The sequence below is a fragment of the Vibrio sp. JC009 genome (genome assembly GCF_029016485.1).
Classification (GTDB): domain Bacteria; phylum Pseudomonadota; class Gammaproteobacteria; order Enterobacterales; family Vibrionaceae; genus Vibrio.
In genome coordinates this window covers 1,888,962-1,910,026 of record NZ_CP092106.1, presented here as the reverse complement: position 1 = coordinate 1,910,026, position 21,065 = coordinate 1,888,962, and the positions used below count along the sequence as shown (strand labels likewise).

General features: G+C 45.8%; 17 protein-coding genes, 4 tRNA genes and 1 pseudogene. 16 read left to right on the top strand and 6 right to left on the bottom strand.

What is annotated here, in order from left to right:
* Positions 1 to 39: 39 nt before the first annotated feature.
* From pgsA to L3Q72_RS08505, 4 genes are all read left to right on the top strand, one after another.
* Positions 40 to 597: a CDP-diacylglycerol--glycerol-3-phosphate 3-phosphatidyltransferase gene (gene pgsA, locus L3Q72_RS08520; RefSeq protein WP_275129519.1), complete on the top strand. Its 558-nt coding sequence runs from the start codon at positions 40 to 42 to the stop codon at positions 595 to 597.
* A gap of 266 nt (positions 598 to 863) precedes the next feature.
* A tRNA-Cys gene (locus tag L3Q72_RS08515) sits at positions 864 to 937 on the top strand.
* Positions 938 to 940: 3 nt separating this feature from the next.
* Positions 941 to 1,016: transfer RNA gene (locus L3Q72_RS08510), tRNA-Gly, on the top strand.
* Between the two features lie 219 nt (positions 1,017 to 1,235).
* Positions 1,236 to 2,195, top strand: coding sequence for a transposase (locus L3Q72_RS08505; protein ID WP_275129518.1), 960 nt, complete (start codon positions 1,236 to 1,238; stop codon positions 2,193 to 2,195).
* Between the two features lie 337 nt (positions 2,196 to 2,532).
* Here the strand turns inward: L3Q72_RS08505 and L3Q72_RS08500 are convergent, their stop codons facing one another.
* A complete protein-coding gene (locus tag L3Q72_RS08500; protein WP_275129517.1) occupies positions 2,533 to 2,832 on the bottom strand; it encodes an isoamylase early set domain-containing protein in 300 nt (99 codons plus the stop codon).
* 421 nt (positions 2,833 to 3,253) lie between these two features.
* Between L3Q72_RS08500 and L3Q72_RS08495 the strand changes: the two genes are divergently transcribed.
* On the top strand, positions 3,254 to 4,471 hold the full coding sequence (locus L3Q72_RS08495; protein WP_275132091.1) for an HDOD domain-containing protein: 1,218 nt from the start codon (positions 3,254 to 3,256) through the stop codon (positions 4,469 to 4,471).
* Positions 4,472 to 4,517: 46 nt separating this feature from the next.
* Here L3Q72_RS08495 and L3Q72_RS08490 read toward each other — a convergent pair whose 3' ends face one another.
* Together L3Q72_RS08490 and L3Q72_RS08485 are read right to left on the bottom strand one after the other, a co-directional pair.
* The gene (locus tag L3Q72_RS08490; protein ID WP_275132090.1) at positions 4,518 to 4,820 is read right to left on the bottom strand and encodes a glucose PTS transporter subunit EIIB; all 303 of its coding nucleotides are present in this window, start codon (positions 4,818 to 4,820) and stop codon (positions 4,518 to 4,520) included.
* A gap of 3 nt (positions 4,821 to 4,823) precedes the next feature.
* A pseudogene (locus tag L3Q72_RS08485) lies at positions 4,824 to 4,991 on the bottom strand (glucose PTS transporter subunit EIIB); the annotation flags it as partial.
* Positions 4,992 to 5,202: 211 nt separating this feature from the next.
* Between L3Q72_RS08485 and L3Q72_RS08480 the strand changes: the two are divergent.
* Positions 5,203 to 5,865 carry a hypothetical protein gene (locus L3Q72_RS08480; protein ID WP_275129516.1) on the top strand — a complete coding sequence of 221 codons (663 nt, stop codon included), beginning with the start codon at positions 5,203 to 5,205 and terminating at the stop codon, positions 5,863 to 5,865.
* A gap of 137 nt (positions 5,866 to 6,002) precedes the next feature.
* Positions 6,003 to 6,335, top strand: a complete 333-nt coding sequence (locus L3Q72_RS08475; protein ID WP_275129515.1) for a hypothetical protein — start codon at positions 6,003 to 6,005, stop codon at positions 6,333 to 6,335.
* Between the two features lie 43 nt (positions 6,336 to 6,378).
* On the opposite strand, the gene amrA is transcribed toward L3Q72_RS08475, so the two are convergent.
* Both amrA and amrB read right to left on the bottom strand, forming a co-directional pair.
* The gene (amrA, locus tag L3Q72_RS08470) at positions 6,379 to 6,954 is read right to left on the bottom strand and encodes an AmmeMemoRadiSam system protein A (protein WP_275129514.1); all 576 of its coding nucleotides are present in this window, start codon (positions 6,952 to 6,954) and stop codon (positions 6,379 to 6,381) included.
* Complete coding sequence (gene amrB, locus L3Q72_RS08465) at positions 6,935 to 7,726, bottom strand: AmmeMemoRadiSam system protein B (protein ID WP_275129513.1); 792 nt, start codon at positions 7,724 to 7,726, stop codon at positions 6,935 to 6,937. Before amrB ends, amrA begins: the two co-directional genes overlap by 20 nt.
* Positions 7,727 to 7,880: 154 nt before the next feature.
* Here amrB and amrS point away from each other — a divergent pair, with 154 nt between their 5' ends.
* From amrS to L3Q72_RS08420, 9 genes are all read left to right on the top strand, one after another.
* Positions 7,881 to 8,948 (top strand): AmmeMemoRadiSam system radical SAM enzyme, encoded by a 1,068-nt coding sequence (gene amrS, locus L3Q72_RS08460; protein WP_275129512.1) that lies wholly within the window; start codon positions 7,881 to 7,883, stop codon positions 8,946 to 8,948.
* Between the two features lie 397 nt (positions 8,949 to 9,345).
* The gene (locus L3Q72_RS08455) at positions 9,346 to 10,965 is read left to right on the top strand and encodes a tetrathionate reductase family octaheme c-type cytochrome (protein WP_275129511.1); all 1,620 of its coding nucleotides are present in this window, start codon (positions 9,346 to 9,348) and stop codon (positions 10,963 to 10,965) included.
* A gap of 18 nt (positions 10,966 to 10,983) precedes the next feature.
* On the top strand, positions 10,984 to 11,580 hold the full coding sequence (locus tag L3Q72_RS08450) for a cytochrome b/b6 domain-containing protein (protein WP_275129510.1): 597 nt from the start codon (positions 10,984 to 10,986) through the stop codon (positions 11,578 to 11,580).
* Positions 11,581 to 11,614: 34 nt separating this feature from the next.
* A complete protein-coding gene (locus L3Q72_RS08445; protein ID WP_275129509.1) occupies positions 11,615 to 11,941 on the top strand; it encodes a hypothetical protein in 327 nt (108 codons plus the stop codon).
* Between the two features lie 64 nt (positions 11,942 to 12,005).
* Positions 12,006 to 13,304 (top strand): rhodanese-like domain-containing protein, encoded by a 1,299-nt coding sequence (locus tag L3Q72_RS08440; RefSeq protein WP_275129508.1) that lies wholly within the window; start codon positions 12,006 to 12,008, stop codon positions 13,302 to 13,304.
* 139 nt (positions 13,305 to 13,443) lie between these two features.
* Positions 13,444 to 17,706: a papain-like cysteine protease family protein gene (locus L3Q72_RS08435; protein WP_275129507.1), complete on the top strand. Its 4,263-nt coding sequence runs from the start codon at positions 13,444 to 13,446 to the stop codon at positions 17,704 to 17,706.
* Positions 17,707 to 17,745: 39 nt separating this feature from the next.
* On the top strand, positions 17,746 to 18,516 hold the full coding sequence (locus L3Q72_RS08430) for a transporter substrate-binding domain-containing protein (protein ID WP_275129506.1): 771 nt from the start codon (positions 17,746 to 17,748) through the stop codon (positions 18,514 to 18,516).
* Between the two features lie 207 nt (positions 18,517 to 18,723).
* Positions 18,724 to 18,810 (top strand) — tRNA-Leu (locus L3Q72_RS08425).
* A gap of 4 nt (positions 18,811 to 18,814) precedes the next feature.
* Positions 18,815 to 18,890: transfer RNA gene (locus L3Q72_RS08420), tRNA-Gly, on the top strand.
* Positions 18,891 to 19,063: 173 nt separating this feature from the next.
* Here L3Q72_RS08420 and L3Q72_RS08415 read toward each other — a convergent pair.
* Positions 19,064 to 21,007 carry an ATP-binding cassette domain-containing protein gene (locus tag L3Q72_RS08415; RefSeq protein ID WP_275129505.1) on the bottom strand — a complete coding sequence of 648 codons (1,944 nt, stop codon included), beginning with the start codon at positions 21,005 to 21,007 and terminating at the stop codon, positions 19,064 to 19,066.
* Positions 21,008 to 21,065: the final 58 nt, after the last annotated feature.

Below are 21,065 nucleotides of genomic sequence, written 5' to 3'. Positions count from 1 at the left end.
GCTTGGGTATAAATAATCACTAAGCATTGAGCACTAAATATGCGTTTAACCATCCCTAACATTCTTACTCTTCTGAGACTGATACTGATACCGGTATTTGTTGTCGTTTTTTATCTGCCGTATAGCTGGTCTCCTTTTGTCGCAGCACTGGTTTTTGCTATTGCAGCTGTGACGGATTACTTTGATGGGATGCTGGCAAGAAAACTCGGGCAGACGTCGCGCTTTGGTGCGTTCTTAGACCCGGTTGCTGATAAAGTGATGGTTGCCTCTGCGCTTATTTTGATCACAGAGCATTTTGCCAGTATCTGGGTAACGATTCCGGCACTTACTATGATTGCGCGTGAGATTATTATTTCTGCGCTTCGAGAGTGGATGGCTGAGATTGGTAAGCGTTCTAATGTTGCCGTTTCCTGGGTCGGTAAAGTTAAGACTACTTCGCAGATGTTTGCGCTTGTTGTTCTGGTCTGGCGCTATGATGAGTGGATGATATGGGTTGGTTATGTGGCCTTGTATGTGGCGACGATTCTGACTTACTGGTCTATGGTTCAGTATCTTGCTGCAGCAAAAGATGATCTATTGGCAGAAGAGAACCAATAATTCAGATTTTTAACCGGTTCACTAAGGTTTTCCTTTTTAAGCCTCCCCATAAAAGGGGAGGCTTAATTTTATCTCTAAATTTATCTTAGTTATCCTGGCGAAAATTAAGCACTTATCGTTATAAAAATAGACAGCTTTACCGTTATTGAGCGTAAAGTAGTCAAACAATACAAAATTTGAAAAATAGTGTTGACTCATCTCCATGAATCCGTAAAATGCCTCCCCGTACTCAAGAGGAACACAGCGTTCCAGAGATGAGATACAAAGGCGCGTTGGCAGAGTGGCTATGCAGCGGATTGCAAATCCGTGGACCTCGGTTCGACTCCGGGACGCGCCTCCATTTGCGACACTAGCTCAGTTGGTAGAGCGCAACCTTGCCAAGGTTGAGGTCACGAGTTCGAACCTCGTGTGTCGCTCCAAATTCAGAAAGCCCCGGTAGAAATGCCGGGGCTTTTTCGATCTTGCTCCTCTTCTTTAGAGGGACAGGCGCCTCATGCTTTTTATGAGGACAGGCACCCCATGAAATGAAAACTGGGTGTTGCAGGATTATGCTGTTTGTCTCGTAATGCATTAACGTTGTTAATCTTTCTTTGCTTTGGTTAGTTATCATTGGTGAGATTTCTTTGTAGGAGAATCTCATGACAACAGCCAGAAGCCGTCAGGTAAACCCAGATGTCACACCTTATTATCATGTAGTTTCCCGGTGCGTACGTAAAACCTATCTATGTGGATTTGATGAAACATCGCAGCGATGTTACGAGCATCGTCGGGAGTGGATCGAAGGGCGAATCAAAGATCTTTCCAGAGTGTATTGTGTTGACATTTGTGCATATGCGGTGATGAGCAATCACTATCACCTGGTGGTGCACTTAAATCGTCGTAAAGCTCAAAAACTGACTTGTCAGGAAGTGATAGAGCGTTGGTCCGGGTTGCATCATCAACCAAACCTTATTCAGAAAATGGTAGATAAGGAGCTTAAATCGGAAGCTGAATATTTGAAAGCTCAGGAAATCGTAGAGAGTTGGCGAGAGAGGCTGTCAAATCTGAGCTGGTTTATGAAAGAGTTAAACCAGGATATTGCCCAAAAGGCCAATAGCGAAGATAAATGTAAAGGGCATTTCTGGGAAAGCAGGTTTAAAAGTCAGGCTCTGATGGATGAACAAGCATTGCTGTCGGCAATGGCTTATGTGGATTTAAACCCGGTCCGGGCTGGAGTTGCAGAGGTACCGGAAGAATCGGAGCATACATCAATAAAAGAGCGGATAGATTGTTTGTCACGCTTTCAGGCTACTCCTGCCTGCTTGTTCCCATTTACCGGCACCAGAGGCGGCGACAAGGATGAGGGTATTTCGTTTTCGCTTTTTGACTATATAGAGTTGGTTGACTGGACTGGTCGTCAGTTGCGTGAAAACAAATTGAGTATTGATAGCCAGCAACCACCCATTATGGACAGACTCCGCACTGATTCCAGCGCCTGGCTGCAAGTCTGTACCCGACTTGAAAGTAAGCGAGCAGTGTTGGTCGGCCAAAAGCGGAATCTTGAGAGAGCAGTTCCTAAGCTTAATCGGACAAGAGTCGTTGGTTATGCTTTAAACTAACCTGCTAGAGTATTTCCCTTCCAGAAATATCAACAAACTTTTAGAAGTTTGATTTTGGCATGTGCGCTGATGTCATAATTATCATTTCAGCTTATTGAATTGTAATCCTCTATAACTCTCAGAAAAGATAGAATCTCTCTTGAAGGGATAAGATGTGTTCTCGTTGAAAATTTAGAGCAATTTAGAGCAATTTAGAGTGCCTGTCCTCGTTGGAAGAGCATTGGCTGTCTTGGCTAAAGGCGTCTGTCCTTATTGGATTAAGGTGCCTGTCCCGATAAGGGAAAACAAAACGAGCCCACTGGGGGACCAATGAGCTCGTTACAGGAATAATGTTGACTTATTCAGCGACTGTAGAAATCAGGCTGTTGTCGCTTCCGTATTGGTTGCTTACATAGCCGTCTGCTACAGGATCGTTTTCCCATGAGTCTTCGTCAATGCAGTAACGGAACTGGAAGTTCTCGTTCTTAGGTAGCCTTGTCTTGAATGTGAAAGCCTTAGCTTTCTTATTCAGTTTCATAGGTTGTGCAGTCCAGTCGTTGAAGTCACCAGCGATAGCTACACTGCTTTCTTCTCCCTGAGGCCATTCAAAAGTAACTTCGACTTCGTCTTTAGTTTTGAAAAAGCGCTTTTTAATCATTTTTGTATCCTAATTTGTACCAATCCTAACGACTAATTTGTAATCGATTTCGTGAGAAGGTTCAAGTATTTTTCCGCATATTGTTAAGAAAAAGATGCAGAAGTCTCATGAAAACGATTAAAGCCTAAATATTATACCAAAATCATAACAAATTGATTTATAAAATATTTCAAATTTACTTACATAATTAGAAAAAATGATTGTGAAAAAGAGGGGATACCCGCATTTTTACGTTTGTGAGCTATGATTAATACAGCGCTATTTTGTTGGCGGTTTGTTAATCCTATTGACTGAGTGGTCAATATTTAACGTGACATTGATTCAAAATATGATGTAATAGAGATTGCTAATAAAGCTAGTCTTACTAAGTGCATAATAGATAATTAGGATATTGACATTGACCTCAACTCGCTCCCCGGAATTGCTTTTTAGTGATAAACGCTACAACGAGCAGGCCAAGGAAGTAGCAAGAAAAATCACCGAAAAGACCAATGAACGCTACTCGACCTGGCTGGTAAGTATGAAATACCTCGTCGATCAGGGCGATGTTGACAGTGTTTTGAGCCTGCAGGGACGGTACTGTGACTCTGTGATCTTTGAAGAGAAAGAGAGGGTCACTGAAAACCAGCGTATTCTTCTTCAGTGTGAAAAGCTGAAGGTCATCGAGAGGCAGGCTCAGATAGAAGAAAGGCAGCAGGTTATTGATAAAGTGGTTACCAGAGTAGCACTGGAGACCGAGAAAATGATGACCACCAGGCTGGCTCAGCTTGATGTTCCAAAGTTACTTTGGGGTTTCCCCGATTTTGCCCATTTCGCTTCTTTCGCTTACTCTGCTTCATTAACCTTTACCAAGCTGGGCACTCTTACAACGCTTAGCCATTCACTTCGTGGAAGCATTCTGGATCTGGTCGGAAATCAAAAATTTTGCGAATTGATGGGGAAGGCACCTAAGAGTATCAACGATCCCAAAGTGGCTATCGGCTATATCGGAATCGAAAATTGCAGAAAACTCTTTCCTGTGTTGATGGCCAGACCTCTGCTGCGTTGGGCGGACAAAAACACCAAGCTGATTGCGCCTAAGATGTGGCAGCATACTGTGGTTACATCTAATGTGGCCAGAATGAGGCTTGAAGCCGCAGGCTACAAAGAGCCGGATGAAGGTGTTCTTCTGGGAGTCATCCGGACAATTGGCATGTTTGCCATCTGTAACTACTTCAGCCAGATTTTTGAAGATGCCCTTGTTGATGTGATGCAGAACTATCGTGAAAACGAAATGATGGATGAGTACTTTGCCTGCACAGAAGTTAAGCCAACGCTGTCAGTTCTGCCCCGGATAATTCATAAGTTAGAAAAAGTGCTGACCAGAAACATTGTTGAACATATAGAGTGGGATAGAAAGGTTTTTCACCTGAGAACCGCTCTGATTGAGGACTTAGATGATGTCCCCATTTTGGAAAGAACACTTCATGGTGTCGCTCTTGGGCAGGCAAGAACTTACTCAATCTACGACATTATGCAGCGAAGCAACGCATTTGTAGATAAGCACAAGCCTTTCTGGTTTGCCAACGTTCAGTTGGATGGTCTGGCGCTGAGAAAAATTGAAGAAAGCAACCCGGGTAAACTGACCTTGTCAATGTGACGGGTATAAAAGAAACCCCGCAGAGCGGGGTTAAAAAATTGAAATATTACTTAGCAATAATGCTGGAAATATCATTCTTAAGCTGATCAGATTGCTTGCCAAAGATAGCCTGAACATTCTTATCCAGTACCACAACGCCCATAGCGCCCAGCTCTTTTAGCTTGTCCTGATCTACTTTTTCAGTCTCATTCACATCAACTCTCAGGCGAGTCAGACATGCGTCAGCTTTAGTGATGTTTTCAGAGCCGCCAAATGCTTCGATGATTGCACCTGCAACGCTGGATTCCGGATGCGCTTCCATCCAGCTTTTCATCTTGGCTCTTACTTCATCAGCCTGCTTGCCCATGATCGCCTGTACGATGCCGTCGGCAAATACAACGCCCATAGCGCCCAGCTCTTTTAGTTTGTCCTGATTTACCGCGTCAAACTCTTTAACAGTCACGCGCAGGCGGGTAAGACAAGCGTCCAGTTTTGAAATGTTAGTCTGTCCGCCAAAGGCGTTAACGAGTTCTTTGCTCATCTGAGCGTCTTGTGCAGAAAGGCTGCCGGTCATAAATTGCTCCTAAATTGATAAATTTTTCATCTAATACTTCGGCCATTATATAGCAATATTTCATGTTGTAACATTCACAAAATTTATCTCCGGCCTAAAAACAAGATTATCAGGCCACCACAATTTCTTTGTTGCTGTTATAGTTATATAGAGTTAGCTATGAATAACGGTGTCCGCGTTGAAAGCATTTAAGTTTATAATCTGGGGCTTAGCCATTGTCATCTTGTTGCTTGTTGCCATTTTTGGTATCGAGATTGAAAGTGAGCCTGTGGTTAAACAACTTCCTTCGGAGGAAGCTCCGGTAGTCGAAGAGGTTGAAGAGCCGCCTCTGTTTGATGAATCTGAGTTGATAGATGTCGAACTGCCCAGACTCTCTGATGCGCAACTTGCTGTGATGCCTGATTTTATTAAGGTTCTGCCCACGAATCCGAAAGATGGCGATCGCAACGGCAACTTGCTGCGTGACGATATTGAAGTCTTTATCGCCTACAAATTCCCGACTTCCCCCCAGAGAAGATCCATATATATTCAGCTTGCCAAGGCAATCGACCGGGTGGCAACGGATGCAGGACAAACGAAAATTGCCCGCCAGGTAACGCTGTGGCAGCAACTGGTGACCGCTGAGAAGTGTTTTTACAGCTCTGGTTTTACAGAGCGGGATTACAAAGAGCTCAAATCTTTTATCCTGAACAATGTACACCGAATCGACGGGTACAAAATGGTGATGGAACGAAGAGCGGATATTCCCGAAGACCTGGCTGCCAGTATCAAGGTTCCTGAAGAGCCTTGTGATTCGATAATTCTCGAAAACGAAAGAGCTTTGCAAGCCTGGAAACCTTAAACGAACATTTTAACTCTGCGTTTGTTTACATTTTGCTGTCCAGATCACAACGATGATTTAACAAATCGTTATGATGACACTTACCCCCCTCTCTTCATTAAGAGTGAGTCCGGTACGTCGTTGGACAGGAGAATTAAATGAATAATATTGAGAAAAAAATAGAAGCTATATTTAACCAGGCTTTCCCCGAAGCCGAATTAAACCCATCGCTAAATCAAATTGACCTTGGCTTGCACGAGCCAAAATTGATCGGATTGTCAGTTCAGTCAGCAAGTTTTGAGTTTGCACCGGAAGGAGACTGCAGACGCGTCCACCTTCAGGCTGAACAAAATGGCGTGCCATTAGACATCTATGATGACCTTGCTGAGCATACTGAAATCAAACTGGACGAAGGCAAGCTACGAATTCACGATATGTCGATACGCTCTGTTGCGGACTTTAAAAGAGTGATCAGGCAGAATTATTGTTAATATCTTCAACTCCCCCTTTTTTGGGGGAGTTTGGTTTCAGGGCTTAGTAGTCTTTTTCCAGACTAATCACTTCAAATATTTCAACCCGCATTCCGTCTGACCAGTAATCAGCCTGCCATCCGGCTTTCAGTTTAAGGTGTTTCAGAAAATCAACCGGCTCCGGCAATTGTTCCCAGACCTGGGGCAGAAACAGCGCCTGATGGTACCCTTGGGAAAGGATGACTCCCGCCTTATTTATGGTCAGATAGTCAATCAGACCTTTTTCGCTATCCACCTTAAGCTCAGAGGGCCGGGTCAGAACGGAAACCTCAACAGTAAGATCCGGTAACTGCTCTTTAGCCAGAGGGCTAAAGCGATGATCGCGATGCGAGGCCGCAATGGCCATTTCATGTACTTCTTCAACCAGAGGTTTTCTGGGTAAAATCGTCCCCAGACAGCCCTGAAGCCGGCCTGATACTTTCAAAGTGACAAAACAGCCTGCAGGCTCTGCAAGAGTTTCGGGGTATTTGCTGACTTGCGGCGTTGGGCTGTTTTCCTGGAAAAGAAACTCCCGGATGCTATTACGGGCCAGATCCACAAGCAGGTTCAGCTCGTTTTGATTAAGTTTCTGAGATGACATAGCTCACGTATCCTACAACTCTCTCTTTATCTGTATATCTGTCACCTGAATTAATCTGTTCAAGTTTATGCAGGTGATAGTCCCTGGATTTTGCCATTAGCAGCATAGTGTTAATGCCGGTGGCACCACACGCCTGTTCCGGGCTGAGTGTGGAGTCAAAGTGCTCAATTTGCTCGCAGGTTTCGCTATCGAGCATTTGAGCTTCGCTGTATGAGTGAAAGTGACTTAAATCGCTACTGATGATAACAAGAGTCTGTTCATTCCAGAATGGCTCCAGCAATAAGGAAAGTGATTTGGGCGAGATATTGCTGGTTAAAACCGGCATAACAGTGGCGCCGGACAGAGCGTACTGAATAAAGGGCAACTGCACTTCCAGGCAGTGCTCGTCGCTGTGCATCTGGTCGGAGAGCATCACATTGGTATCCCGGGACAGTTCAGCCCTAAGGTGGGTGTCCACCGGAACATTGCCAAGCGGGGTTTCGAAGTAGTTGGATTTCGGTAATGCGCAGCCCTGGAAGTAATATTTATGGCTCGGCCCCACAAGTATCACCCGGGTGATATGGCTGGCGTGTTTTACGATATTAAAATAGGCTTTAGCTGCGGTCGGGCCGGAAAACATATACCCGGCGTGAGGAACAATAAGGCCGCGCACATGGTCGATATCTGTGGTTGATTCTTTAAACCACTGGTTAAACTGCTTAATCAGCACTTGCGGGGAGGCGTCATAAAAACGCCCGGCAACCGCCGCTTTGCGTACCATTTCACTGGACATAATTCACTTCCTTATACTAATACCAACCCCAGAAATCACTGAACAGCTAATGACTGGTATTGGTATAACTCAGGCAATGAGCTGGTCAGATAATTGCCTGAATTAGTATCAGACCTGCTATACCTAAAGTATAGATAATATAAAGAGCTGCCACATGTCCGGAACATGCAACAGAAGGGGTCAAAGCAGGATTAAAACAAAATTCTGGCACCGGAACGAAAACGGTCTGGTTGTTTGCGACTTATGTCCGAGGTTTTGTACTCTGCGAGACGGAAAAAAAGGCGCGTGCTTTGTAAGAGAAGCGTGCGATGGAGAGATCGTTTTTACCAGCTACGGCCGCTCCAGCGGGTTCTGCATTGACCCCATCGAGAAAAAGCCGTTAAACCATTTTTATCCGGGCAGCTCAGTGCTCTCTTTTGGTACTGCCGGATGCAACCTCGGCTGTAAATTCTGTCAGAACTGGAATATCAGCAAGTCTCGCGAAACCAGTTTGTTATCCGCAGACGCCTCTCCTGAGAGCATTGCCCGTCTGGCTCAGGAGCGAAATTGCACCAGCGTTGCCTATACCTATAACGACCCGGTTATTTTTCTTGAATACGCAGCAGATACCGCAAGCGCCTGTCGTGAACTGGGTATAAAAAATGTTGCAGTCACTGCGGCTTATATTAACCCGGAACCTGCTAACGTCTTCTTCAGAGATATGGATGCCGCCAACGTAGATTTAAAAGCATTCACAGAGAAATTTTACCGCAGGCTCTGCTCGGGCCATCTTGCTCCGGTTCTGGACTGTCTGCTTTACCTGAAACATGAAACCGATATCTGGCTGGAAATTACAACGCTTCTGATCCCCGGTGAGAATGACAGCAATGAAGAACTGGAGGCGCTGTGCTGCTGGGTCAGCGATAACCTGGGGCCGGATGTGCCTATTCATTTCAGTGCCTTCCATCCTGATTTTAAGATGTTAACGACTCCCCGCACGCCGGAATCCACACTGCTCAGAGCCAGAGAGATAGCAATATCAAATGGCCTGAGATATGCCTATGTGGGAAATGTTCACAATGTTGATGCAGACAGCACTTATTGTCCGGGCTGCGGAAAACGGTTAATTAAGCGCGACTGGTATCAACTAAGCAGCAATGAAATCACTCTGGAAGGGAAGTGCGGCTATTGCGGTTTTGATATTGCAGGACGCTTTTCAAAGCTGGATACGCCCCCTGCCTGAACATTATTTGTTCAAATACATCTATACCAATCCCAGCAATTATCTGTTCATCCTTGCTTGTCAAAATCGCTAATAGCTGCGTTAAAATTTTTGTAATTAGACCCACTAGTTACTGCAAATTTTGCCTTGCTCTTAGCGATTTTTCCTGCGCAATCACTGAACAGCTAATTACTGGTATTGGTATTACTCCATTTGCGAATAAATATCAGCTAAGCGTTATAGTGTGATCTACCCTAAAGGTTTAACTCTTTGTGGTTATTTCCCCGAGCTTTGTGCGGTTATTGCTTGTATATTAGAAAAAAAATAATAAAGTAATGTATGCATTAGTGTTGACTAAATTTTGACGTCGGTTTTTTGTCGAATACGGGATTCACTACCATTAGGGCGATACTAAATAATGAAAAAAATTATTACATTGTTCGCAGGGATTTTAGTTTTATGGAGTGGTTTGGTTACTGCTTCGGGAGCTGAAGCAGTACCTGTCAGTAAGAAAAAGGCGACATCAATAGCCAGCACAGCAGATCATTCAACTTTCGAATCACTGCATGAAGAGTTCGATTATGCGCCGGATGTAACTCTGGCTTGTATTGAATGTCATACCGAGTCTGCCAAGCAGATCCACAGCACCTTCCACTGGACATGGGCCAAAGAAGTCGATGGCGTGATGGTGGGTAAATCGCAAAACGCGTTTAACAACTACTGCGTATCAGCCAGAGGGAACGAAAGCTGCACTCAGTGTCATGTGGGTTATGGCTGGCGTAATGAAGATTTCGACCTTGAGGAAGAAGAGAATGTAGACTGCCTTGTCTGTCACGACACAACAGGCACCTACAAAAAGAACGGCGCTTCCTCCGGTCACCCGTACTACGAAGATAAAGTAGTAAAAGGTGAGGTAGTACAAAAAGCGGTAGACCTTTCTTATGTCGCTCAGCACGTTGGTACGCCTGACCGGGAGAACTGCCTGGCCTGTCACGCCAACGGTGGCGGCGGTAACGGTGTTAAACACGGCGATACCGATATGTCACTGGTCAATCCGGAGTTCGCGCTTGATGTGCATATGAGTCCGGACAAGCTGAACTTTGCCTGCCAGGACTGTCACACGGCAAGCGAGCACGAAATCTCGGGCCGGTATTACGACCGTAAGGCACACATTGACCATGAACTGAACATGGGACGTAAAGAGCGTGAAGGTAACAACGTCTCCTGTGAATCCTGCCATAGTGAAACACCGCATAACGACAGAGAAATCGATAACCACACATCTAAGGTTGCCTGTGCATCCTGTCATATTCCGGAAATGGCCCGTGGTCCATATCTGACCAAGCTTTCCTGGGACTGGTCTACAGCCGGTAAAACTAAAGATGGCAAACCTTATGTTATTGATGAAGTTTTTGATGGCGTAGAGCACCACGCTTACATGAGTAAGAAGGGAACTTTCACCTGGGGCAAGAACGTTGTTCCTGAATATCGCTGGTATAAGGGTGAGCTGGATCAGATGACCTTCCAAGACACCATTGACCCGGCTAATGCGCCTATCGATATTAACCCGCCGACCGGTAACTACAGTGATCCGGAAGCAAAAATCTGGCCGTTCAAGATCCATAAAGGTAAGCAGCCATATGATAAAGATCGAAATAAAATGCTGCCTATCAAGCTGTACGGTAAGAAAGGAACCGGTGCATTCTGGACCGAGCTTGACTGGGATAAAGCCCTGGCAGCCGGTGCAAAACTGAATGATCTGGAGTTCAGCGGCAACTATGACTTTATTGAGACCAATGGTTACTGGCCAATCAAACACATGGTCGCACCGGCAGATCAGGCGGTTGCCTGTGAGTCTTGCCACAGCAAAGAGAGCCGTCTGAATGGTCTGAACGATTTCTACCTTGTTGGCCGCGATAGCTATAGCATTGTAGAGATTATCGGTGCACTGGCAATCTTCGGTGGTCTGGCTGGCGTTATTCTGCACTCACTGATCAGAATCATGACAATCCGCCGCAGAAAAGCAAACCAGAAGTAAGGAATACGGGTAAGAACTATGAAAAAGACAGTATTAATTTTTAAACGATTCGAACGCTTCTGGCACTGGGCTCAGGCACTGCTGATTATCGGCCTTATCGTGACCGGACTGGAGCTGCACGGGCTGATTTCTGTATTCGGTTTTGAAGACAGTTCAGAGCTTCACCACTTCGGTGGTTTTATCTGGGCCGGACTGCTGGTGCTGATCTTCACCTGGATATTTACCACAGGTGACTGGAAGCAATATGTGCCGACCATGCACGGCATTGATGGTGTTCTGCGTTACTACCTGTACGGCGTATTTGTGGGTGAAAAGCACCCGCACCATATGACAGCGGAGGATAAGTTTAACCCGCTTCAGCGACTGGCTTATATCGGCATTGTATTTGGTGTGCTGCCTGTACAGGTGATTACCGGTCTGATTTTTTTCTTCTATCCGGACCTGAGAGAAGCGGGATATATCGACCATATCGGTTTTGTTGCAGCAGTGCATACCTTCTGTGCGTATATGCTGATTGCATTTTTAGTGACACATTTGTACCTGATAACGCTTGGTGAGAAGTTGAGTAGTCATATGAAAGCTATGCTTACAGGTAAAGAAGAAATTGATGAATAATTTGAATTTAAAAATCTGGTAAAGAGGAACGATTATGAAAAAACTAGTTATCGGTATGGCTGTTGCCGCTATGTCATTCGGTGTTATGGCGGATGCCCAAAAGGGGCAGGAAGCTTATCTTGAGCACTTAAGACCACTGTTTGGCTACAACGGCCAGGAGTTTGCAGCGCAGCACCTGAAGGTTGAGTGGAAGCGTTACTTCAAAAAAGATGCGAAACGATTCATTAAAAAATTCAGTAAGAAGCATCCTGAATCAGCCGAGTTTTTAAAAAGCGACAAGTTCCAGGAAATCGCACCTGATATCGCTGACTTTGCAATGAAGTATGCGGCAGACAGTGGCGAACTGGCAGCCTGTGATTAAGTAAAACCAACCCTACAACAAATGCGTCCTGATATCAGGGCGCAACAATAATTGGAGGAACTCTATGTTTAAGAAAACAGCACTTGTCGCATCTCTTGCTCTGGTATTGCCATTCTCTGCTGCGGCAGAGCAGGTCGTCGGTAAGATTCAGTCTGCGGTTCATATGTCCAAAACCATTCAGTACCTGAACCCGAAGACCAAAGAAGTTAACGTAATTAAGTATGATGAGAATACGGTTTTAGTTGACGCGGAATCCTTTAAAGATCTTACCGTCAATACAAAGTTCAAGGCAGAAGTGGATGAAAACGGATACGCAAGCAAGATCAAGCGCGTTCTGGTAAAACTTCCGGCGGATCAGGTAATCGATACCGATACGCTGTCTGATATGCTTGACGATGGTGAGCCGGTATTTATTGGTGATGCTCGTCCGGTCAGCAAATACAATATCGGTCATATTCCCACTTCCAAACCAACGCCATCAGATAAGTTAAAACAGAACCTGGACTGGCTGCCGGAAGATAAAGATCAGTTGCTGGTTTTCTATTGTGGCGGTGTGACCTGCCCGCTCAGCCCGGCGGCGCTGAAAATTGCTCAAGCGGCTGGCTATACCAATGTTAAGGCGTATGTTGAAGGCTTCCCAGCATGGAAAGGTGATGTTTATCCGGCTCATGTGAACGCAGACTGGCTGAAGAAGAATCTGAATAAGCATCATGTCATTCTTGATGTTCGTGACGATGCTGACTCTTTCGTTAAGGGTGCGGTGCATATGCCGGCTTCGAAGCTTGCTGACATGCATGAGCAGTGGAACGAAGAGAAGTACCCGACAGCCAAGCGTACGATTTTCGAACTGCGTGATAAAAAAGCGCCGATCATTATCGTGGCGGACGGCGATGATTCCGATGAAGCGATTGAAGCCTTCGAAACTCTGACTTTCTGGAAGTTTAAGAATGTCACCATTCTGAAAGACGGTCTGGAAGGCTGGAAAGCCGCCAAACTGCCAACCGGCGAAGGTAAAATTGCCACTAAACTTGTCTATGAGAAGAAACTGGCGAAGGGCGCGGTAGAAGAGCTGGCCTTTGTTAAGGCGGCTAAAGAAGGCGCGGCAACCATCATTGACGTTCGTAACCCGGATGAAATGAGCCAGGGCAAGGTGAAAGGCTCAATTAACATTCCTCTGGATCAGCTTGAGCAGCATCTTGCGCAGATCCCTAAGGATAAGCCGGTCATCCTTCACTGTGTTGGCGGAGCGCGTGCGGCATTGGGTTACACTATGCTGTCGAAGAAAGGCTACAAAAACGTGAAGTATCTGAACGATACCTTTGTGGATGTGGCTAATGATAACGGTATTGCGCTAGTTAAATAACCAAGTTTCATAGTTTACAGAACGTCTTAGTAACGTCATCCCCCGCGGGTGGCGTTTTTTTATAGATATTTCAAACTCCTCAGCAATCAAAATGTCATAAATCGCCTAACTGTCTTACAGTTAAAGAAAAGGAAAGAATATGACGCCTGCGCAGAATGAGAGGGAAAGGTCTCTGGAAAAGATAAAACGCCTTGTGGACAAGGGACGTTATCTTGATGCCTATCATTCTGCAACCGAACTTTGGGGCGACTACCGTTCCTGGACTGACAAAGAAAGGTTAAATCAGCTTGGCCGTATTTTTCGTGGCCTTGGGCGTATCCGCTTAGCAGACTGGGTAAACCTTCGCATTTACAGAAAGTGGCCGCAGGACTCCCTTGCTGCTATCCATCAGATCCTTCATTCCACATCATCTTGTGGCGCTATCGAGTGCTATGAAAAGGCAGAGCAATGGCTGAAAAAAGTGTCATCCAGTGAAGGTGATATTGCTGACTGGTTTATTGTAAAAGCCATCATCCTGCTTAATGTGCGTGATTTTACCCAGGCACATCAATATCTGGATAAAGCAGCGAAGGTCAAAAGCTCTGAAAACTGGGCAAACCGGGTAAGAGCCAATGTGCTTGAAGCTGAAGGCCGCAGAGAAGAGGCGCTAAATATTGCCTGTCGTAGTTACGCTGTAACTAAAGGGCCAGTTGAGCTGGAACGTTATACCGAGCTTTTAAAAGTGACTACCGGAGCGCAAGCCGCACTTAATTTTCTTCTGCAAAGAGTGAATCAGTATCAAAGTGTCAGCCTCTGGCGGCGAGTGGCGGGATACCAGTTTGAGCTGGGAGAGTATGATGCGGCCCTGGAAAGTAATGCCCAAGGTGAAAAGCTGCAGATTTTCGGCACCGATAAATACGATGAATTTTCAGATTCGCTGCGTTATCAAATAGCGCTGGAGAAGCGGGACTTAACTGCGGCTAAGAACCAGCTTGTCACACTGAAAAGTGAATACTTCAGGGAGCAGGCCAGACAGCTTGAAAAACATAAGGAGTTAAAGCCGGTCCTGAAGCTGCCGGTTCCGCATATCACGCAAAAGCATATGACTTGTGCGCCATCCTGTATGGCTTCCATTGCGCAGTACTGGGGAATACATGCCGATGAAGATAAGATAGCGGCGCTTATCTGCTTTGACGGAACCGATGACAGGCTTCAGCGGGAGTGGCTGGCCGGGAATGATTTTATTTACCTGGACTTTGACCTGTCGGCACAGGCCGCCGGGGAGTTACTCAGCCGCAAAATTCCCTTTACACTGGTGACCACATCCGGCCTTTCCTCACACCTTCAGGTAGTTAAGGGAATTGATAACGAAGCGGGTATCCTTTACCTGATGGATCCGTCTTTAAGTGCGGAGAGCAAAGCGCTTATCGATGGCACCTGCAGCAAGGATCTTGCGAACGGGCCCAAATGCCGTGCGGTTGTACCTGAAGAGAAAGCCCATCTTTTACAGGGATTAAGCCTGCCATCCATGGATTTATATCCCATAAAAAACCAGTTCGATGCTCAGGCGAACAGAGGCGATATTTATGCGTGCCGGCAGTTAATCAGCGAGATTTCACAGATAGACAGTGACCATAGGCTGGCTCTCTATATGAAGCGCTCTCTGGCTATTCTACTCAATGATGAGTCTGCGATTGCCCGATATACCAACCAGCTTCTGGAGCGGTATCCGGATTCGGTTTCTCTTCTTTTATCAAGATACTACAGCCTGAAAACCACCAAAGGGCATGCTGACGCCTATCAGTGGCTAAAAGAGAAGTACAGTAAATACAGAGAGCTGGATCTGCTGAATATGCTGTTAGAAGATATCCAGTTATCACAGGATATAGGTAAAACCAAAAGAGAGTTGCTGGCAAGAAAAGCTATGTGGTCCAACCCTAAGTTTTTCTGGCTTGAAGGACACGACGCCTGGGCGAGATCCGATAAGGAGAGCGCTTCACTTTATTACTACTGGGCCTTATGTCTGGAGCCGGGGAACCCAGGCTATCTGAGAAGCTATTTTCTGACATATCTGGATCAGGGCAAAGCGGAGCAGGCACTCAGTACAATAAAAGCTATCTATGATTCGTCGGTTCATATCAATCCCGGAGTCGCATACAGCCTCTACCGGGCATACTGTTTCAGGGGGCAGGAGCACCTGGGGCTGGATGTTTTACAGGATGTCTGCGAGTTGCACCCGGATGACAGTGCATTAATCGCCTTTTATCTTCAGGAGTTATCGGATAAAGGACAGTGGCAGAGGTTTGAGCAGGCTTATGAGAAATACGCGTTATCTCTGCCGGGTATCGAGCAGAAAAAGCTGACGGCACTTTATTATCTGGACAAGGGGGACAACCTCGCCGCCGTTCATGAATACGAGGCTTTGCAGACACAGATACCGGGAAATCTACAGATTTCAGAACGCCTTATCGATGCCTATAAACGAGCCGGGCTGAATAAACAACTGGAGAGCTTCCTTGAGCGTCTGATTGATCAGTTGGGAGAGCGTCCATCAGTACTGAATCTGGTACTGGAGAGCACCAAAGATGAAGCAAAAAGGATTGGTACACTGAAGCGTCTGGTAGAGCTGTTTCCCGCTGACTTTGATGCGCAGAGAGCTCTGGCCTGTCACTATCTGATCTCAGACAACCTGACGGGAGCACAGCAAATCTCAGAACAGCTAAATCAGATAGAGCCCGGTTATGTCGAAAATCTGCTGCTTCAGGCTGAGATTTTGCTGGCTAAGGGAAAGCAAACCCAGGCCAGAGCCGTTGCCTGCGATGCAATAAAGCTGTCGCCAAATCATAGCGGCGCATTTCAGATGCTGATGAGAACTCATATCCAGCCAGATGAGAAAAAGCAGGCGCTGAAAGAATTTGCCCGGCAACTGGCAAGCATACCAAACGCCGACGATGGCGTGTGGAATTTCTGGCATACCGCCAGGTACTGGTTTACCAATCAGGAATTGAGAGAGTTTTGCGATCAGATGATAGCCAGGCATGGGGACAACTGGTGTGTCTGGGTAGTGAGTGCTTACCAGAAAGAGATAGCCAATGAGCTGGACGATGCCATTTCAGAGCTGGACAAAGCGGCAGAGATAGCTCCGCTAACGGCCAGGGTCTTTGTTGAGAAAGCCCGTATGATGTCAGTGCAGGGGCGCAAACAGGAAGCGGCTGAGGCTTTCGGGTACGCAGCCACATTAGCGCCGGGGTGGGACTATATAGCGATAGAGCACTATAAACACTGTGAGCGTTATGCAGACATAAAAACCGGCCTGGCAATCCTTGAACAGTGCAAAAGGTTTAATGACAGAGATGCTGTGCTCAGGGGGTATATGGCCGAGTGCTATTACAATCTGGGCAGAACCGAGCGGGCGCTGGAATTGCTGGTGGAAGCGATTGAAAGAATGTTTGATTACTCCTGGGCATGGGAAAAGCTTCAGCACTGGGGAGATGAGTCCGGAAGCAGTCAGTTGTGGAAAGAGATGCTGAATAAACGCCAGAGCCAGCTTCCGGATAGCGTGGACACCTGGATAATTTCGGCGCAACTGAGCAGTGATAACAGTGAACGTTGCAGATATCTTAGTAGAGCGATCGAGATAGAGCCAACACATATCGAAGCGAACAAGGAGATGGTGGATGTTCTGGTGGCGATGCAAAAAGAGCAGCAGGCATTGGAGTTAATCAGAAACAACAAATGGAATCGCAGCGCACCGATTTCAATCGCAGTAAAAGAGTGTCACATTCTGCACCGGCTGGGAGAGACGGAATCCGCGATTGCTCAGTTGGAAATACTGCTGCAAAAAAGTCCGCGCTATATCGAAGGCTGGTTGCTGCTGCTTAGCTGGGTTTCAGGAGCAGAAGATAAAAATAAGGCGCAATTTTGTGCCGCGCAGCTTGAAGCAGTCGGGGGCAATGATGCTGAATGCCTGTGCGAGATTGGAGCTTATTATGAACGCTATGGCAACCCGGAGCAGAAGAGCAGGGTGCTTTCGCTGTATGAAAGGGCACACGTACTTTCTCCCGAGTCAGGAAATGCTGCCTTCTCTTTACTGGACAGGCTTATTTTTGAAAAGCATAGCGACCGGGCATGGCGTCTGCTCTCGAAAATGGAAAGCAGCTTCGAAACGCCGTGGGTTGATGTAAGACGGATTGAGTTGCTAATCCGAGAGGGGGCCATAGAGAAAGCACTGGCGCTTTACAGAAAGATTGTTGCCAGCGGTGAAAATACGGCCTGGTTGTACTACCACCCGCTGGAAATGGTAAGCAGCACAGATAGCTCACTGCTGCCACCGTTTGTGGATGCATTACAAGAGGCGGTATCAGAAAACAGAGACACCCCTCAAATGGCCGAAGTTCTGGTTCGCTATGCAATTAAAGGCTAAACTTTAATTGATCTTTTCGCTTTGCACATGGAGCGTGTCGTGAGAAAAGCTTTACTGACCATTATCAATAGCCTGTTTATTCTTTTGTCTGCTAACTGCTTAGCAGGGGGGACTGTTCGCTTGTCCGCAGGTGAATGGAAACCTTATATTTCAGAATCCTTAGACAATTACGGTTATTTTACCCAAATTGTTACTGAGGCTTTTGCCGCTGCCGGTATAGAGGCGCAATACGATTTTTACCCCTGGAAACGAGCCGTCTATCAGGCAAGAACCGGTGTTCTTGACGGCTGTATCGCCATCGCTAAGTCAGAAGACAGGGAAAGAGAGTTCTGGTTTAGCGAACAGCCAATTCTTGTTGGTGAGCGTGTCTTCTTTTATCGTAAAGAGCAGCCCTTTGACTGGGTCAGTGTTTATGACCTCAGGGGTATCCCGTTGGGCGCGACACTGGAGTATTTTTACGGCGATGACTTTGAAAAAGCAGAGGAGTCAGGGGAGCTGGATGTTGACCGGGTTACCACGGATAGCCAGAATTTTAAAAAGCTGGTAGCGAAAAGGATTCAGGCTTTTCCGATCACCAAAGAAGTGGGCTATTACATCCTAAACACAGAGTTTGATGCAGAAAGCGCCAAAATGATCACTCATCACCCTAAGCCGCTTATAACCACATCTTTTTATGTGATTCTTTCTAAAGCAAACCCTGAGAACGAAAATCTGATGAAAACCTTTAATAAAGGATTTGAAGCCCTGAAGAAGTCGGGCAGATATGAGGAGTTAACTGGCTTGCTTCAACGCAGCGTTCAGGGTAACTAGCGGCAGAAAGAGTTCACCAGCCTCCGGTCAGCACTGTTTATTTCGCAAGATGACGCAAAAACAGGCACTTGAGAGTGAAATTTAACCATACAGTTCAAAACATTACATTTTCTTGTTGACGAATTTTCTCAATGGAGTAAAGTACACCCCGTTCCCAAGGCGAAGCCCAGCAGGAACACAGATGGTGTCTCCATCGCTTTCAAGCGTGCCCTGGTGGTGGAATTGGTAGACACAAGGGATTTAAAATCCCTCGACGTTCGCGTTGTGCCGGTTCAAGTCCGGCCCGGGGCACCATCTTGCGACACTAGCTCAGTTGGTAGAGCGCAACCTTGCCAAGGTTGAGGTCACGAGTTCGAACCTCGTGTGTCGCTCCAGATTCAGAAAAGCCCGATCAGAAATGGTCGGGCTTTTTGTTTTCTGCCGTCTGGTCGTAATTTTTGGAATTGACGCAAACAGCACAATCAAAATTACACAATTAGCCTGGATTGATTTGGAAATTAAAAAGCCCCGAACAGAAATGTCGGGGCTTTTTAATTAAATCGAAATATCACTGAATCTTAATAATCGAGTTTTTCTGCTGTTTCACCTGCTGATCCTTAATTTCAAACAGGTTCGGTAGCTGATTCAGCAGTGCTCTGTCATGTGAAACCACCAATACAATCGCGTGTGGTGCTTCCTGTTTAATGTATTGCATGATTGCGGAAACATCTGCGTTTGACAGGTTAGAAAGAGCCTCGTCCAGGACAATTAGGTGTTTGGTCGGCTCTATGCTCATCAGAATAAGCAGCTTACGCTTTTGGCCGGTGGACATTGGTATCTGGCTGATATCACGCTGGAAAATAAATTCATAGTCGATGGAAGTATGAGTAAAGATCAGGCTACAGATCTTGGTAACTTTATTCACATCAGTCACGCCGCGCATATAGAAGTTGGAATAGACGCTGCCACGGATAAACTCTGAACTTGGGTCAATAAAGACGACCTGTTTGGCAAAAACATGCGGATCGATATCCACACCATTATAAAACCCGTTATACAGAATGGTTCCGGTATACTCTGAATGAGACTGCACTATGGTTGAGAGCAGAGTGGATTTACCGCTGCCTATCTGGCCAAAGAAGCCGTAGATATTGCCTTTGGTCAGCTCAAAATTTACGCCGGCTAGTAGCGGAGTTTGTTCGGCACTTACACTGACATCTTTCAGGGTAATATTATTAATCGCATCCAGGTGAAGCCCTTTTGAAACCACCTTTGGCTCCAGGTTCTCAAATAGATCATTAACGGCTTGTTTTAAATGATAGGTTGAGATTAATACAAAGAAAGTTTTGGTGACAAAGTTGATAACACTGGAAGCGGCACGGCCATTTAAGATCAGAAGCGCAAACAGAACATTAAAGATACTGGTATCCATTTTGGATGTATAAAAAAGCACCAGAAACAGACCGAAGCTGGCTAAAAATGAGCTGACACGAACAAACTCTTCCCAGTTAAAATTAAAGCTGGCCAGGCTATGATCACTGTCAAAGGACTTTTTACAGGAGCTTTCAAAGTTATTTAGCAAAGACTGAGTATTTAAAAACCTCAGTTGTTTGTTATTGCGGTAATAAGAGATGCGCTCATTAAGTAAATCCTGTTTGGCAGACTCTAACTCGATAAAGATTTTGTAGTTGCGATAACGCATATAAGTGGATGCACCAACTATCACCATATAAAAACCGAACAAGGCCAGTGCATAACCACCGATAAACAGAAACAGCAGCGACATTATCAGCATAAAGCTGGCGGCATCCATCATAAGACCGGGCAGGTTATCCCAGATAACTTTACGGTTTGACTCCACCATACGCATCTTGGTCAGGCTGTCTTTCTGTTTAAAGGCAGGCATGATTGAGAGGAGGTAGCGTTCCACTTTTAGTGCATTTTTATCTACTTTTCTCAGGTGAATATTCTTTATTGCGTATTTCAGCGCGTACTCACAGCCCCACAAAATAAGAAATGCCATGGTGACAAAGATAAGGGTTGATACCTGTGAGTTATAGATTAAACGCGTGTTAAACAGGTTACTGTAAAATGCCGGAATAAGAACAAAAGGAACCGCGGCGAGCAGGAAAAAGTTAGCCTTCGGAAAAAGCTGATAGATAACCTCAACAAACTCTCTGGTTTTCAGAATTTTTGGATAACCTTCGATAAAAACGATCTCTTTGCCAATCAGGGTTCCGGCTTCTACCTGCTCATGTTTTTCATTAACCAGGTTCACTCCCACACGGTGCACATAAATGGGCTCCACGCCTGAAATGATAAAGGCTTCAGGAAGGTCGTTGACTGACTTTACTTCTCTTTTTTCGATGGTGTAGTTGAACAGAGAATCAGCAAAGAGTGGCTTAAGTTGTGAGATGATCTGATCAAGTGTCTCGCCTTCAATATGCTTAAAAGCCTTCCAGTCAAACTTGGCCTGAGCTTGTCTGATTAGCAGAGTAACGGTTGATTTCATAAAGACCTCACAAACGATAAGTATCAGTATGATAAGAAGTATGAGCAGAGAGCACAAT

What these genes read in the sequence shown, in the direction of transcription:
- pgsA (WP_275129519.1), top strand. Translation starts at nt 40, where the DNA reads ATGCGTTTAACCATCCCTAACATTCTTACTCTTCTGAGACTGATACTG.
- L3Q72_RS08505 (WP_275129518.1), top strand. Translation starts at nt 1,236, where the DNA reads ATGACAACAGCCAGAAGCCGTCAGGTAAACCCAGATGTCACACCTTAT.
- L3Q72_RS08500 (WP_275129517.1), bottom strand. Translation starts at nt 2,832, where the DNA reads ATGATTAAAAAGCGCTTTTTCAAAACTAAAGACGAAGTCGAAGTTACT.
- L3Q72_RS08475 (WP_275129515.1), top strand. Translation starts at nt 6,003, where the DNA reads ATGAATAATATTGAGAAAAAAATAGAAGCTATATTTAACCAGGCTTTC.
- amrA (WP_275129514.1), bottom strand. Translation starts at nt 6,954, where the DNA reads ATGTCATCTCAGAAACTTAATCAAAACGAGCTGAACCTGCTTGTGGAT.
- amrB (WP_275129513.1), bottom strand. Translation starts at nt 7,726, where the DNA reads ATGTCCAGTGAAATGGTACGCAAAGCGGCGGTTGCCGGGCGTTTTTAT.
- amrS (WP_275129512.1), top strand. Translation starts at nt 7,881, where the DNA reads ATGTCCGGAACATGCAACAGAAGGGGTCAAAGCAGGATTAAAACAAAA.
- L3Q72_RS08455 (WP_275129511.1), top strand. Translation starts at nt 9,346, where the DNA reads ATGAAAAAAATTATTACATTGTTCGCAGGGATTTTAGTTTTATGGAGT.
- L3Q72_RS08450 (WP_275129510.1), top strand. Translation starts at nt 10,984, where the DNA reads ATGAAAAAGACAGTATTAATTTTTAAACGATTCGAACGCTTCTGGCAC.
- L3Q72_RS08445 (WP_275129509.1), top strand. Translation starts at nt 11,615, where the DNA reads ATGAAAAAACTAGTTATCGGTATGGCTGTTGCCGCTATGTCATTCGGT.
- L3Q72_RS08440 (WP_275129508.1), top strand. Translation starts at nt 12,006, where the DNA reads ATGTTTAAGAAAACAGCACTTGTCGCATCTCTTGCTCTGGTATTGCCA.
- L3Q72_RS08435 (WP_275129507.1), top strand. Translation starts at nt 13,444, where the DNA reads ATGACGCCTGCGCAGAATGAGAGGGAAAGGTCTCTGGAAAAGATAAAA.
- L3Q72_RS08415 (WP_275129505.1), bottom strand. Translation starts at nt 21,007, where the DNA reads ATGAAATCAACCGTTACTCTGCTAATCAGACAAGCTCAGGCCAAGTTT.